Raw genomic sequence first — 13,889 nt, forward strand, 5'->3', positions numbered from 1 at the left:
TGTGCAAGTTGCACAGAACTTTTTTATTTTTTTGGTCATCTTGCCATAGAAAAGTAAAGCGTTTTCATCTATAATAAAACTATCAAAAGACAAAAGGAGTTCACCTCATGGTAGAATTGAATCTTAAAAATATTTACAAAAAATATCCAAACAGCGAACACTACTCAGTTGAAGACTTCAACTTGGACATCAAAGACAAAGAATTTATCGTTTTCGTAGGTCCTTCAGGATGTGGTAAATCAACAACTCTTCGTATGATTGCTGGTCTTGAAGACATCACAGAAGGTACTGCATCTATCGATGGCGTGGTTGTCAACGATGTAGCTCCAAAAGACCGTGACATCGCCATGGTATTCCAAAACTACGCTCTTTACCCACACATGACTGTATACGATAACATGGCTTTTGGTTTGAAATTGCGTAAATACAGCAAAGAAGATATCGATAAACGTGTTCAAGAAGCAGCAGCAATCCTTGGTTTGAAAGAATTCTTGGATCGTAAACCAGCTGACCTTTCAGGTGGTCAACGTCAACGTGTTGCCATGGGTCGTGCGATTGTCCGTGATGCAAAAGTGTTCTTGATGGACGAACCTTTGTCAAACTTGGATGCAAAACTTCGTGTATCTATGCGTGCTGAAATTGCGAAAATCCACCGTCGTATCGGAGCTACAACTATCTACGTAACTCACGACCAAACAGAAGCGATGACACTTGCAGACCGTATCGTTATCATGTCAGCAACTAAGAACCCTGCTGGTACAGGTACTATCGGACGTGTAGAGCAAATCGGTACTCCTCAAGAAGTTTACAAAAACCCAGTGAACAAATTCGTAGCAGGATTCATCGGAAGCCCAGCTATGAACTTCATCAATGTGAAATTGGTTGGTAGCGAAATTATTTCTGACGGTTTCCGTTTGAAAGTTCCAGAAGGAGCATTGAAAGTTCTTCGTGAAAAAGGCTACGAAGGTAAAGAATTGATCTTCGGTATCCGTCCAGAAGACGTGAATGCAGAACCTGCTTTCCTTGAAACATTCCCAGAATCAGTTGTCAAAGCTACTATCTCAGTATCAGAATTGCTTGGTTCAGAATCTCACCTTTACTGCCAAGTTGGTAAAGATGAATTTGTTGCCAAAGTTGATGCTCGTGACTACTTGCAAACAGGTGCAACAGTTGAACTTGGATTTGACTTGAACAAAGCACACTTCTTCGATGTAGAAACTGAAAGAACGGTTTACTAAGATAAAAGAAACTTAAAACACTGCTAGAGAAATCTGGCAGTGTTTTTTGAGATGTGGATTGATTGAGAGGGAATTTTCTAGTTTTCATATTCTTAAAAAAGTGATAAAATGGTAGGAAGAATTGGAGAGTAGAGATGCCAAAAGAAGTGAATTTAACAGGCGAAGAAGTTGTCGCTTTAACCAAAGAATATTTAACAGAAGAGGATGTCCATTTTGTCCATAAGGCCTTGGTCTATGCGGTGGAATGCCACAGTGGCCAATACCGCAAATCAGGCGAGCCTTATATCATTCACCCCATCCAAGTGGCAGGTATTTTAGCTAAGCTCAAGCTGGATGCTGTAACAGTAGCTTGTGGTTTCTTGCATGATGTGGTGGAAGATACTGATGCGACCTTGGACGATTTGGAAAGAGAGTTTGGTCCTGATGTGCGGGTGATTGTTGACGGGGTTACCAAGCTTGGTAAGGTCGAGTACAAATCAATCGAGGAGCAGTTGGCTGAAAATCATCGCAAGATGCTCATGGCCATGTCTGAGGACATCCGCGTTATCTTGGTTAAACTGTCTGACCGCTTACACAATATGCGGACCCTGAAACATCTTCGAAAAGACAAGCAGGAGCGTATTTCCAAAGAAACTATGGAAATCTATGCGCCGCTTGCCCACCGTCTGGGGATTTCTAGCGTTAAATGGGAATTGGAAGACCTATCTTTCCGTTATCTTAATCCAACTGAGTTTTACAAGATTACCCATATGATGAAGGAAAAACGCAGAGAGCGTGAAGCCTTGGTGGATGAGGTAGTTACAAAATTAGAGGAATATACGACGGATCGTCACTTGAAAGGGAAGATTTACGGTCGTCCTAAGCATATTTACTCGATTTTCCGCAAAATGCAGGATAAGAGAAAACGTTTTGAGGAAATCTATGACCTGATTGCCATTCGCTGTATTTTAGATACCCAAAGTGATGTTTATGCCATGCTTGGTTATGTACATGAGCTTTGGAAACCAATGCCAGGTCGTTTCAAAGACTATATCGCTAACCGCAAGGCCAATGGTTATCAGTCTATCCATACGACTGTCTATGGGCCAAAAGGGCCGATTGAATTCCAGATTCGGACCAAGGAAATGCACGAGGTCGCTGAGTACGGGGTTGCAGCTCACTGGGCTTATAAGAAGGGCATCAAGGGGCAGGTTAACAGCAAGGAATCAGCTATCGGGATGAACTGGATCAAGGAGATGATGGAGCTCCAAGACCAGGCTGATGATGCCAAGGAATTTGTGGACTCTGTGAAGGAAAACTATCTGGCTGAGGAGATTTACGTCTTTACCCCAGATGGAGCTGTCCGTTCCCTTCCAAAAGATTCAGGACCGATTGACTTTGCCTATGAAATCCATACAAAAGTTGGGGAGAAAGCGACGGGTGCCAAGGTCAATGGTCGTATGGTTCCACTGACAACCAAGCTCAAGACAGGGGATCAGGTTGAAATTGTCACCAACCCCAACTCATTTGGGCCAAGCCGTGACTGGCTCAATATGGTCAAGACCAGCAAGGCGCGTAACAAGATTCGTCAGTTCTTTAAAAATCAAGACAAGGAATTGTCTGTCAACAAGGGTCGTGAAATGCTGATGGCTCAGTTCCAAGAAAACGGCTATGTAGCTAATAAATTCATGGACAAGCGTCACATGGACCAAGTTTTGCAAAAGACTAGCTACAAGACAGAAGAATCCCTTTTTGCGGCCATTGGTTTTGGAGAAATCGGTGCTATTACCGTCTTTAACCGTCTGACTGAAAAGGAACGCCGTGAGGAAGAACGTGCCAAGGCCAAGGCTGAAGCAGAAGAACTTGTCAAAGGTGGCGAGATCAAGGTTGAAAATAAAGAAACCCTCAAGGTAAAGCATGAGGGTGGTGTGGTCATTGAAGGTGCATCAGGCCTCTTAGTGCGGATTGCTAAGTGTTGTAATCCTGTTCCTGGTGACGATATTGTTGGTTATATTACCAAGGGTCGTGGTGTAGCTATTCATCGTGTGGATTGTATGAACCTGCGTGCCCAAGAAAACTACGAGCAACGTCTCCTTGATGTGGAGTGGGAAGACCAGTACTCTAGCTCAAATAAGGAGTATATGGCTCATATCGATATTTATGGCCTCAACCGTACAGGACTGTTGAACGATGTACTGCAAGTTCTTTCAAACACAACCAAGAATATTTCAACGGTCAATGCCCAACCAACCAAGGATATGAAGTTTGCTAATATCCATGTGTCCTTTGGCATTGCCAATCTCTCGACACTGACTTCAGTCGTGGACAAGATTAAGAGTGTGCCAGAAGTCTATTCTGTCAAACGGACAAACGGCTAATTGTCTGAGCTTCTACTAGAAAGGCTATTATGAAAATCATTATCCAACGGGTTAAAAAAGCCCAAGTGAGTATCGAAGGTCAGGTTCAGGGGAAAATCAATCAGGGCCTCTTATTGCTGGTTGGTGTTGGGCCAGAGGACCAAGAGGAAGATTTGGACTATGCTGTGAGAAAGCTTGTCAATATGCGGATTTTTTCAGACGCAGAAGGCAAGATGAACCTGTCTGTCAAAGATATTGAAGGAGAAATCCTCTCTATTTCTCAGTTTACCCTCTTTGCGGATACTAAGAAAGGCAATCGTCCAGCCTTTACAGGTGCAGCCAAGCCTGATATGGCATCAGACTTCTATGATGCTTTCAATCAAAAATTAGCGCAAGAAGTGCCCGTTCAGACAGGCATCTTTGGAGCGGATATGCAGGTTGAGTTGGTCAATGACGGACCTGTTACCATAATCCTTGATACTAAAAATAGATAAGAAAGACCAAGTCCAGCCGGCTTGGTTTTTCTTATCTATCATAAAATACTCCAAAATGAAATCTGTTTCTGATAGGCCTTGGGGAAATCTTGTTTCAGGCTTTGGCTTATGCGATAGGAAGGGATGAGATGACCTATGATTAGGAGAGTTCCCTGAAGGAAAAGTGGGACATCACTTAAAAACAGCAAGGAGAGCATCATCAGGATATCCCATAGGAGGATTTGTAAGGTAAAACGCCAGAATCTTGGTCTAATCTGGGAATAGAGGTGACTAAAGTGGTCACAAAGTTGGTTAGAAAGATAGGTCAATAGCACAGGATGAAAGAAAATGACCCAACCGCTATAAATCAAAATCCAGTCCCAAGTAAGCCCCTCTTTAAATGTCAAAAATGCCAGCATGATTCCATCAATGACAAGGAGTTGAGTGGTTTTGATGAAGATGATTTTTTTCATGCTAAAACCTCCTTTTCCTTAGAGACACTCCCATAAAGAGATGTGTTTATCGTAAAAATCTGGATAGTGTTCTCTTAGGTAGTCAGCCGTCATATAATATAAAGTAGAATGGCAAGCAGTAATGATTGGCATAAGAGATGAAAAACGATGAGAACTAACGAAGGCTAAAAGGACAAAAAATAGAAAATCAATGGAGAGAACCCCTAAATAGTAGAAGCGAATCTTTTTATTGATTTGAGGATAAATCTCAGTGAATTGATGTTTGAGTCGGACAACCAAGCGAAACAGCAGTAGTCCTTGAGCAAGGAGGAAAATAAAACCAGAGAGCAAGAGCCAGTCCAAAGATGTCTCGGGTCTTTTGCTAAAAAATGCCAATAGTAGCAAATCGATAACTGCAATTGCTACGAAATGGAGTCTAAAGAGATTTTTCATAAGATGACCTCCCTCTTTTATCTAGCTTCATTCTACTCCAAAAGAATGGGAGTTACAAGTGAAATGATAAAAATAGCAGAAGGGAGATTCTCTTAAGTCGACTTGTTTTTTTATTTAAGTTTTCTTCTATTACCTAACTTCTTCATCATTCCAGACAAATAAAGCTCCGATTGCATTGAGGATATAAAAGATGTATTTTCCGATATTGGCAAAGTTTCCTTGAATACCAGCTTTTGTCAGCTGAACGAAATTGTAAATCAACCAGAAGCCCCACTGTGTTGTTAGTTTCAATGCGTTAAAAGCATTGGCAATGAGGGACAGTGCAAAGGCAATAGTTGTTACGTAGGCAAGGAGATTCATCTTGCCACCATAGCCGATATAGTTGGTCGCAAAGGCAAAGAGGAAGGCGATGATTGAAATGATGATGGCCGCTAATTTTACCTGTTTTTGGCTCATTTGGTTGGGTCTGCCTTCTTGCGAAGCTTCCCATTTCTTAATAGCAAAGGTATAAATGAGGAAGGTGACGGGATAGGTAATGATAGCTGCCTTATTTCCAAGGATATAATCAATAGCACCGGACAAAATGGTATTAACAATACCAAAGTAATTTCCCCATTTGCTTAATTTTCCCGTGAAACGAGTGGATAACATGGAAATCCCAACGTTGGTTACGGAAATCAATCCAAAGGGTACAAGTGCTGTCCATGGTCCCCAGTCTACAAATTTATCGAGGCGGGAGTTGAGGTAACCAGATGCAATCGCAATCCCAACGACCAAAGCAACGCCGAAGAGGTCAAACCATTTGGATGTCGCAAAAATTTTTAGTGATTTTTTCATAGGTTAAACTATCTTTCTTTTTTTTTACAAATATTCTACAACTAAATGAAAGTAAAATCAAATGATAGAAATAAAACCCTGAAAATAAAACTTTCAGGGTTGGTAGGGTGCTTGAGAAATTAGTCGATTTTTTCGACATAGAGTTGTTTGGCAATGTCCATACTTACTTGTAAATCCTCGTTTTTACTGAGGATGGTGAAGGTATTGCTAAAGCCATCAAACTGCTGGACTTGGAGCTGGTCACCGATGTGAAGTGAGTGCTTATCCAGATAATGGAGAATGTCAAAACTATCGTGCACACGAGTCAGGCGGTAGGCGCCAACTTCCTTGATGTCAGCTAGTGGCAGGTTATTGATTTCAACCAGGAGTTCTCCCTTGGCAGGAATAGTTCCTCCGTGAGGGCAGGTCTTGGGGAATCCAAGCAATTTTTCTAGTCTCTCCACGAATAGCTCAGATACAGTATGTTCCAAGACTTCAGCTTCCTCGTGAATCTGGTCACTCGTATAGTCTAAATGATGGACTAGAAAAACTTCAATCAAGCGATGCTTACGGTAGAGCTCTGAGACCAGTTTGAGCCCAAGTTCCGTCAGTAGATAGCCACATTCCTTGTCCTTAAGGATGAGGTTTTCGCTCTTCATCCGTTTAATCATTTCAGTTACGGCAGGGGGAGAGACTTGCATACGAGCCGCAATTTCCTTGTTGGTAATCTTATGCAAATCTATGCCAATTTCATAAATACACTTTAGATAATCTTCTTTATTCGGGGTCATTCGTTTCCTCTTGTCTAATATCTTTATCTAGTATATCAAAAAAAGCTAGATTTCTCTAGCTATCTGCCACAATGGCTTCTAATTTAGTTCTTTAGCAGCTGCAATTGCGGCTTCGAAGTTTGGTTCAGAGTTGATATTGTCCACGTATTCAACGTAGCGAATCGTATTGTCAGTATCGAGGACAAAAACTGCGCGTGCCAATAGGTGCCACTCATTGATTAAGAGGGCATAATCACGTCCAAAGGAATGGTCGAAATAGTCTGAGAGCATGATGGCATTTTCAATGCCTTCAGCACCACACCAACGTTTTTGGGCAAATGGTAGGTCCATAGAAACAGTCAATACGACTGTGTTGTCCAGTCCAGCCAGTTCTTCATTAAAACGACGCGTTTGAGTTGAGCAGATGCCTGTATCGATAGAAGGCACGACACTCAAGACTTTTTTCTTTCCATCAAAATCAGCCAGAGATTTTTTAGAAAGGTCTGTTGTAGTAAGTGAAAAATCAAGTGCCTTGTCGCCGACTTGTAGTTGTTTACCTGTAAAGCTCACAGGATTTCCGAGAAAAGTTACCATAGGATACTCCAATCTTTTTTCTTCCATTTTAGCTGAAACAGTCGGAATTTTCCAATGATTTGACCGGAAATATGGGCATAGAAAAAACGCCAGCTCATGAGAGAATGACGTTTTTCAGAGTATTATTTTGCCAATCCTTCAGCAATCTTGTCAAGGTTGTATTTCATCATGTTGTAGTAACTGTCGCCTTCTTTACCTTGTTCTGCGATAGAGTCAGTAAAGATTTGTGCGTAGATTGGGATGTTTGTGTCTTGTGAAACAGTCTTCATTGGACGGTCATCTACACTTGATTCTACAAAGAGTGAAGGAGTTTTTGTTTGGCGAAGTTTTTCAACCAAGGTCTTGATTTGGTCAGGAGTTCCTTCTTCTTCAGTATTGATTTCCCAAATATAGGCACTTGGGACACCGTAGGCTTTAGAGAAGTATTTGAAGCATCCTTCGCTGGTTACGATCAATTTCTTCTCAGCAGGGATGTTGTTAAATTTCTCTTTAGCTTCCTTATCAAGTTTGTCTAGTTTTTCAGTATATTCTTTGAGATTTTTTTCGTAGAATTCCTTGTTGCTAGGGTCTTTAGCGCTTAATTGTTTTGCGATATTCTTAGCAAAAATCATCCCATTTTCAAGGTTGAGCCAAGCGTGTGGGTCTTCTTTGCCTTTTTCGTTTTGGCCTTCAAGGTAGATAACATCAACGCCTTCACTGACTGCAAAGTAGTCTTTGTTTTCAGTTTTCTTGGCATTTTCTACCAATTTTGTAAACCAAGCATTGCCACCTGTTTCAAGGTTGATACCGTTATAGAAAATCAAATCAGCTTGAGATGTTTTCTTAACGTCTTCAGGAAGTGGTTCGTATTCGTGTGGGTCTTGACCAACAGGAACGATACTGTGAAGATCAATCTTGTCACCAGCAATATTTTTAGTAATATCAGCAATGATTGAGTTTGTAGCAACAACTTTTAGTTTTTGACCAGAAGCTGCATCTTTTTTTCCGCTAGCACATGCTACGAGAACAATGGCGGAAAGAAAAAGAACCAACAATGTACCTAATTTTTTCATTAGATCCTCCAATTTATTGGGGCTTTACCCCTTATTTTAACAAATGTTTATTTTTCAGTTTCAAATATCGTTGTTTTGGAGCGATAAAGAAGCTAATGAGAAAGAAACTAGCGGCTGTAAGCACGATACTAGAACCTGCCGCAACGTTAAAGCTATAACCGATAAAGAGTCCCAAAACTGAAGCAGTAGCTCCAAAGGTTGAGGAAAGGAAAATCATGCTTTTCAGGCTATTAGCATAAAGATAAGCAGTTGCAGCTGGGGTAATCAGCATGGCTACAATCAGGATAGTTCCGACACTTTGCATGGCTGTCACAGACACGAGAGTCAGGAGTACCATGAGAAGGTAGTGATAGAAATTGACAGGCATTCCCATGGCTTTAGCCAAGAGTTCATCAAAGGAAGTTATCAAGAGTTGCTTGAAGAAAATCCAGATTAACAAGAGAATGACTGCCCCAACACCCATAGTAATAAACATATCCGTATCTTGGACGGCCAGGATATTACCAAAAAGGATATGGAAAAGGTCAGTTGAACTTTTAGCGACACTAATCAAGATGATACCGAGGGCTAAGAAAGAAGAAAAGGTAATGCCGATGGCGGTATCGCTTTTGATAATCGAGTTTCCCTTGATGTAGGTAATGATGATGGCAGCTAGCAATCCAAAGACAATGGCTCCGATAAAGAAGTCAAGGCCCAAGATGAAGGAGAGGGCTACACCTGGTAAGACAGCATGTGAAATGGCATCTCCCATGAGTGACATCCCGCGTAGGATGATGAAACATCCTACAGCTCCAGCTACGACCCCGACGACAATGGCTGTTATCAGGGCATTTTGTAAGAAATGGAATTTTTGCAATCCATCGATAAATTCTGCAATCATAGGTCACCTCCATTGAAAAAGAGTCGATTACCGTAAGCTTCTTTGAGATTGGTTTCGGTAAAGGTTTCTTTGGTTGGACCAAAGGCAATCACTTCTCGATTGACAAGCAAGACTTGATCGAAGTAGTGGGGAACCTTGCTGAGGTCGTGGTGGACGATGAGAACCGTCTTCCCAGCTTTTTTCAAATCTCTCAGCGTATTCATGATGATTTCCTCACTGACAGAGTCAATCCCAACAAAGGGTTCATCCAAGAGGATATAATCGGCTTCCTGCACCAAGCATCTGGCAATCAAAACCCGCTGGAATTGACCTCCAGACAGTTGACTGATTTGCCGTTCAGCATAGTCAGCTAGACCGACGATTTCAAGGGCTTCTTGCACTTTCTTCCAATGTTTAGCCTTTAAACTTCGAAAGAGAGGGATAGAGGGAAAGAGTCCTAACGAGACACATTCCTTGACCTTGATGGGAAAGTTGTAGTCGATATTGATTTTTTGTTCGACATAGGCGATTCGATGTAAGGATTTTTTAACTTCCTTGTCATCGAGAAATGCCTGACCTTGATGTGGGATAATTCCCAGCATCCCTTTTAATAATGTTGATTTTCCAGCACCGTTTGGACCAATGATTCCGGTAATTGTTGGTCCTTGGAGCACTAGTGAAATATCCTTAAGTGCCAACGTTTCTTTGTAGGAGACACTGAGGTTTTCGATACGTATCATAAACTTGTATTCCTCCTGTCTCTTAATATACATTAAAAAAAAAATTAAGTCAAGTTAATTTTTGAAAAATTTAAAATAATAACTGAAAAATGCTGGAAAAGGGAAGTCCATTTTTAATTGCATTCCCAAGCAATTTTTGTTAAGCTAGCAATAACTTAAAAAATGAAAGCGAGAACAAGATGACACGTTATCAAGATGATTTTTATGATGCAATCAATGGAGAATGGCAACAGACAGTTGAAATCCCAGCAGATAAGTCTCAAACAGGAGGTTTTGTTGATTTAGACCAGGAAATTGAAGACTTGATGTTGGCGACAACAGACAAGTGGTTGGCAGGAGAAGAGGTGCCTGAGGATGCTATCTTAGTAAACTTCGTCAAATACCACCGCCTAGTTCGTGATTTTGACAAGAGAGAAGCTGACGGTATCAAACCTGTCTTACCACTCCTTAAAGAATTCCAAGAATTAGAGACTTTTGCGGATTTTACAGCTAGACTAGCAGAGTTTGAACTTGCAGGAAAACCAAACTTCCTTCCTTTTGGTGTATCGCCAGACTTTATGGATGCTAGAATCAATGTTCTATGGGCCAGTGCTCCAAGCACAATCCTGCCAGATACGACCTACTATGCAGAAGACCATCCTCAGCGCGAAGAGCTCTTGACTCTTTGGAAAGAAAGCAGCGCAAATCTTCTCAAGGCTTATGATTTCTCTGATGCAGAAATTGAAGACTTGTTAGAGAAAAGACTAGAATTGGACCGTCGAGTTGCGGCAGTGGTGCTCTCTAATGAAGAAAGTTCAGAGTATGCTAAACTTTACCATCCATATGATTACGAAGATTTCAAGAAATTTGCGCCTGCCCTACCTTTGGATGACTTCTTCCAAGCCGTTCTTGGACAAGTACCAGACAAGGTTATCGTAGACGAGGAACGTTTCTGGCAAGCAGCAGACCAATTCTATAGTGAAGAGGCCTGGCCTCTCCTCAAGGCAACCTTAATTTTAAGTGTTGTCAATCTCTCAACCAGCTATTTAACAGAAGAAATCCGTGTCTTGTCAGGTGCCTATAGCCGTGCGCTTTCAGGAGTTCCAGAAGCCAAAGACAAGGTCAAGGCAGCCTACCAGCTAGCACAAGGTCCTTTCAAACAAGCCTTGGGTCTCTGGTATGCCCATGAAAAATTCTCTCCAGAGGCCAAGGCAGATGTGGAGAAAAAAGTGGCAACCATGATTGATGTCTATAAGGAACGCTTGGCTAAAAATGACTGGCTAACTCCTGAAACTCGTGATAAGGCCATCGTCAAACTCAATGTCATCAAGCCTTATATCGGTTACCCAGAAGAATTGCCAGAACGCTATAAGGACAAGGTAGTGGATGAGACTGCTAGTCTTTTTGACAATGCTCTAGCCTTTGCGCGTGTGGAAATCAAACACAGTTGGAGTAAGTGGAACCAGCCTGTAGACTACAAGGAGTGGGGCATGCCTGCTCATATGGTCAATGCCTACTACAATCCACAGAAGAACCTGATTGTCTTCCCGGCGGCTATTTTACAAGCACCTTTCTATGACTTGCATCAGTCATCTTCTGCTAACTACGGTGGTATTGGAGCAGTTATTGCCCATGAAATTTCCCACGCCTTTGATACCAATGGAGCTTCCTTTGATGAAAATGGTAGCCTAAAGGATTGGTGGACAGAGAGTGACTATGCTGCCTTCAAGGAGAAAACACAAAAAGTCATTGACCAATTTGATGGACAAGATTCTTATGGAGCAACCATCAACGGTAAATTGACTGTATCAGAAAACGTGGCTGACTTGGGAGGAATCGCTGCAGCGCTTGAAGCAGCCAAGAGAGAACCAGACTTCTCAGCAGAAGAATTTTTCTACAACTTCGGTCGCATCTGGCGCATGAAAGGTCGTCCAGAATTTATGAAACTTTTGGCTAGTGTCGATGTGCACGCACCAGCCAAACTCCGTGTCAATGTGCAAGTACCAAACTTCGATGATTTCTTTACAACCTATGATGTCAAAGAAGGAGATGGTATGTGGCGTTCACCAGAAGACCGCGTGATTATTTGGTAATGAATCGAATCTAATACTAAAATCCGTAAATCTGTATAGGATGGGTTAGAGAGGTTAATATGAAGAAATTTTTAATGATATTTTCAGCTATTCTTACTGTTTTTGTTTTAGCATCTTGTGGTGCAAACAAAAAAGATGAAAAAATAGAACCTTCGGCAACACAATCATCTTCTACCAAAGAGGAACAGAAGGAAAGCTCTACGAAGTCAGAGAGCCAAACTAGTACAAGTTCTTCAATGGCAACGCCGTCAACAACAATGGAAACGAAAAGCGAAACAGGAAAAGATTTGTACAAGGAAGTAATAGAGCGGTACAATCACTATCAGGCACTTTTAAGTAGTGGTGACCGAGAATCCTTGTATGAAAAGTTGAAACAGAACAAGATTTTTTCTGAAGAGTATGGCTATATCTTTACACTAAGCACCTACGATAAACCAGCTAGTCTTCATTATGTGTTTGCTGATTTAAATAATGATGGTCAGGATGAATTGATTATTGGAGATAAAAAATATATAGGGGCCATTTACTATTTAGAGAATAAACAACCAAAGTTGCTTCATACAGCTTATGTAGCTTCTGCAGGTGGTTTTCGTTCCAGTTTAGTTATTTATGAAAACGGTCAAGTCAGATATGCAGACTGGCAGTCAACACGTCCAGAAATGAACTTAAGTCTATATGCTTTTGATAAAGACGGAGTACAGAAGATTAAAGAAGGTATTTTTCAAATTGGTAGTGATCAAAAGCCAGAGCAAATCTTAGGGATTTCTTCTAATGAACTTGATTTAGCTAAATTTGATTGGAAAGAATTTTAGCCAGTCAACTAGTATTTGATGAAATTTAAAACTAGGCTAGATTCTAAAGTCAAAGAATGGAGAATTGAATAGCAGAACACAAAAACCAAGGAGAAAAATTCCTTGGTTTTTTGCTTGCTAGAAAAAGGGATTGAAAGTCTTTTCGTGGGCAATAGTAGTAGCTGGACCATGCCCTGGATAGACGTCATAGTTTGGCAGGGTGAAGAGTTGGGTCTGGATGCTATGAAGGAGTTGCTCCATGCTACCAGTCGGAAGGTCGGTCCGTCCGATTGTTTCTCGGAAAAGAGCATCCCCTGTTAAGACTAGGTGAGCATCAGGAAAGACGATAGAAACACCACCGATAGAGTGACCAGGTGTTGGCAAGACAGTGAAACGAAATTCCTCTAGTTGGTATTCTTCATGAAAGGCAAAGGTGTGTTCTGCAGGTTTTGCGACCACATCTGCCATATCATCGTGGCGAGGAAGCCCAGAGAGATTATCGACAGGAGTATATAGCCAGCTGGCTTCACTCTCTGCGATATAGACAGGAGGATTGCCAAAAGTCTCGCGAACCAAGTCCAGACTCATGATATGGTCATAATGGGCGTGGGTCAAGAGAATAGCACAGATAGGTTTGTTGATGTTCTCTATTGTCTGACGAATAGCTTCCCAATGGCTACCAGGGTCGACAACGATGAGGTATTTTTCACCTTCCAGGTAATAGGTGTTTTCATAGGCAACAGGATTCACAGTTTTATGGATTTTCATACTAGCTCCGATCTCAAAGAATGTACTAAATTAAGTATAGCACAGTTGGGGAGAATAAAGTGGATAGAAAATCCTTCTCTTTTAAAGAAGGTTACTGGTTATCTATTTCATTCTGTCTAAAATAAAGATAGCTATTTTTAGAGTTATGAACTAGCTAGAGTTTTTAATTAACTGGAATTTAAAATAAATCTAATGAGCTGGAGAGTAAATTATTGAAAAATGGATAATGAATCAAAAAATTGTATCTTACAGTAGAGACAAGTTTTTGTCTGTGAACAACAAAATATACATGTAAAGTTAATTTAAATTAATATATTGAAACCACAAAATATAGTATGTAACCTATAACTCTTTGATATATCTAACAAAACAAGTTAAATAGTCTGAAAATTGTTGTATTTTTGGAAAATATTTATTTTAAATTTAGAATAAAAAAATAAGTCATTTTATTTGCTACAGACTAGAAAATATGATA

At 40.9% G+C, this 13,889-nt stretch carries 15 protein-coding genes; 5 read left to right on the top strand and 10 right to left on the bottom strand.

The features are described from left to right. The first annotated feature begins 107 nt into the window (after nt 1–107). The 3 genes from LG372_RS05575 (at nt 108) to dtd (ending at nt 4,068) form a co-directional block, all read left to right on the top strand. Nucleotides 108–1,238, top strand: coding sequence for an ABC transporter ATP-binding protein (locus LG372_RS05575; RefSeq protein ID WP_084923728.1), 1,131 nt, complete (start codon nt 108–110; stop codon nt 1,236–1,238). Between the two features lie 134 nt (nt 1,239–1,372). Next, nucleotides 1,373–3,595 carry a RelA/SpoT family protein gene (locus tag LG372_RS05580; protein WP_125386197.1) on the top strand — a complete coding sequence of 741 codons (2,223 nt, stop codon included), beginning with the start codon at nt 1,373–1,375 and terminating at the stop codon, nt 3,593–3,595. 29 nt (nt 3,596–3,624) lie between these two features. Beyond that, entirely contained in the window at nt 3,625–4,068 is a 444-nt protein-coding gene (gene dtd / locus LG372_RS05585) for a D-aminoacyl-tRNA deacylase (protein ID WP_000691419.1), read from the top strand. Between the two features lie 38 nt (nt 4,069–4,106). On the opposite strand, the gene LG372_RS05590 is transcribed toward dtd, so the two are convergent. The 9 genes from LG372_RS05590 to LG372_RS05625 form a co-directional block, all read right to left on the bottom strand. Beyond that, nucleotides 4,107–4,520, bottom strand: coding sequence for a hypothetical protein (locus tag LG372_RS05590; RefSeq protein WP_080977838.1), 414 nt, complete (start codon nt 4,518–4,520; stop codon nt 4,107–4,109). Between the two features lie 18 nt (nt 4,521–4,538). Then, entirely contained in the window at nt 4,539–4,952 is a 414-nt protein-coding gene (locus tag LG372_RS05595) for a hypothetical protein (RefSeq protein WP_225742309.1), read from the bottom strand. A gap of 129 nt (nt 4,953–5,081) precedes the next feature. Continuing rightward, entirely contained in the window at nt 5,082–5,789 is a 708-nt protein-coding gene (locus tag LG372_RS05600; protein ID WP_180364271.1) for a nicotinamide mononucleotide transporter, read from the bottom strand. Next, entirely contained in the window at nt 5,746–5,928 is a 183-nt protein-coding gene (locus LG372_RS09755) for a hypothetical protein (protein ID WP_042898761.1), read from the bottom strand. Before LG372_RS09755 ends, LG372_RS05600 begins: the two co-directional genes overlap by 44 nt. Then, nucleotides 5,909–6,559, bottom strand: coding sequence for a metal-dependent transcriptional regulator (locus LG372_RS05605; RefSeq protein ID WP_225742310.1), 651 nt, complete (start codon nt 6,557–6,559; stop codon nt 5,909–5,911). Before LG372_RS05605 ends, LG372_RS09755 begins: the two co-directional genes overlap by 20 nt. 78 nt (nt 6,560–6,637) lie before the next feature. Further along, nucleotides 6,638–7,132: a thiol peroxidase gene (gene tpx / locus LG372_RS05610; protein WP_033682328.1), complete on the bottom strand. Its 495-nt coding sequence runs from the start codon at nt 7,130–7,132 to the stop codon at nt 6,638–6,640. 122 nt (nt 7,133–7,254) lie between these two features. Continuing rightward, nucleotides 7,255–8,184 (bottom strand): metal ABC transporter substrate-binding lipoprotein/adhesin PsaA, encoded by a 930-nt coding sequence (gene psaA / locus LG372_RS05615; protein WP_225742311.1) that lies wholly within the window; start codon nt 8,182–8,184, stop codon nt 7,255–7,257. A 31-nt stretch (nt 8,185–8,215) separates the two neighbouring features. Then, nucleotides 8,216–9,064 (bottom strand): metal ABC transporter permease, encoded by an 849-nt coding sequence (locus LG372_RS05620; protein WP_000559787.1) that lies wholly within the window; start codon nt 9,062–9,064, stop codon nt 8,216–8,218. Then, nucleotides 9,061–9,783 (bottom strand): metal ABC transporter ATP-binding protein, encoded by a 723-nt coding sequence (locus tag LG372_RS05625; protein ID WP_042750489.1) that lies wholly within the window; start codon nt 9,781–9,783, stop codon nt 9,061–9,063. The genes LG372_RS05620 and LG372_RS05625 overlap by 4 nt, the downstream gene beginning before the upstream one ends. A 179-nt stretch (nt 9,784–9,962) precedes the next feature. On the opposite strand from LG372_RS05625, the gene pepO reads away from it, so the two are divergent. Further along, nucleotides 9,963–11,855, top strand: coding sequence for a M13 family metallopeptidase (pepO, locus tag LG372_RS05630; protein WP_225742312.1), 1,893 nt, complete (start codon nt 9,963–9,965; stop codon nt 11,853–11,855). Between the two features lie 59 nt (nt 11,856–11,914). After that, nucleotides 11,915–12,667 (top strand): hypothetical protein, encoded by a 753-nt coding sequence (locus LG372_RS05635; RefSeq protein WP_070842405.1) that lies wholly within the window; start codon nt 11,915–11,917, stop codon nt 12,665–12,667. A gap of 117 nt (nt 12,668–12,784) precedes the next feature. Here LG372_RS05635 and LG372_RS05640 read toward each other — a convergent pair whose 3' ends face one another. Continuing rightward, nucleotides 12,785–13,414 carry an MBL fold metallo-hydrolase gene (locus LG372_RS05640; RefSeq protein WP_070842404.1) on the bottom strand — a complete coding sequence of 210 codons (630 nt, stop codon included), beginning with the start codon at nt 13,412–13,414 and terminating at the stop codon, nt 12,785–12,787. Between the last annotated feature and the right edge of the window lie 475 nt (nt 13,415–13,889).

The sequence above is a fragment of the Streptococcus sp. Marseille-Q5112 genome (assembly GCF_916700555.1).
GTDB lineage: Bacteria > Bacillota > Bacilli > Lactobacillales > Streptococcaceae > Streptococcus > Streptococcus symci.

Excerpts from the sequence above, each read along its gene's own strand:
- LG372_RS05575 (WP_084923728.1), top strand. The coding sequence starts at position 108 with ATGGTAGAATTGAATCTTAAAAATATTTACAAAAAATATCCAAACAGC.
- LG372_RS05580 (WP_125386197.1), top strand. The coding sequence starts at position 1,373 with ATGCCAAAAGAAGTGAATTTAACAGGCGAAGAAGTTGTCGCTTTAACC.
- dtd (WP_000691419.1), top strand. The coding sequence starts at position 3,625 with ATGAAAATCATTATCCAACGGGTTAAAAAAGCCCAAGTGAGTATCGAA.
- LG372_RS05590 (WP_080977838.1), bottom strand. The coding sequence starts at position 4,520 with ATGAAAAAAATCATCTTCATCAAAACCACTCAACTCCTTGTCATTGAT.
- LG372_RS05595 (WP_225742309.1), bottom strand. The coding sequence starts at position 4,952 with ATGAAAAATCTCTTTAGACTCCATTTCGTAGCAATTGCAGTTATCGAT.
- LG372_RS05600 (WP_180364271.1), bottom strand. The coding sequence starts at position 5,789 with ATGAAAAAATCACTAAAAATTTTTGCGACATCCAAATGGTTTGACCTC.
- LG372_RS09755 (WP_042898761.1), bottom strand. The coding sequence starts at position 5,928 with ATGTCGAAAAAATCGACTAATTTCTCAAGCACCCTACCAACCCTGAAA.
- LG372_RS05605 (WP_225742310.1), bottom strand. The coding sequence starts at position 6,559 with ATGACCCCGAATAAAGAAGATTATCTAAAGTGTATTTATGAAATTGGC.
- tpx (WP_033682328.1), bottom strand. The coding sequence starts at position 7,132 with ATGGTAACTTTTCTCGGAAATCCTGTGAGCTTTACAGGTAAACAACTA.
- psaA (WP_225742311.1), bottom strand. The coding sequence starts at position 8,184 with ATGAAAAAATTAGGTACATTGTTGGTTCTTTTTCTTTCCGCCATTGTT.
- LG372_RS05620 (WP_000559787.1), bottom strand. The coding sequence starts at position 9,064 with ATGATTGCAGAATTTATCGATGGATTGCAAAAATTCCATTTCTTACAA.
- LG372_RS05625 (WP_042750489.1), bottom strand. The coding sequence starts at position 9,783 with ATGATACGTATCGAAAACCTCAGTGTCTCCTACAAAGAAACGTTGGCA.
- pepO (WP_225742312.1), top strand. The coding sequence starts at position 9,963 with ATGACACGTTATCAAGATGATTTTTATGATGCAATCAATGGAGAATGG.
- LG372_RS05635 (WP_070842405.1), top strand. The coding sequence starts at position 11,915 with ATGAAGAAATTTTTAATGATATTTTCAGCTATTCTTACTGTTTTTGTT.
- LG372_RS05640 (WP_070842404.1), bottom strand. The coding sequence starts at position 13,414 with ATGAAAATCCATAAAACTGTGAATCCTGTTGCCTATGAAAACACCTAT.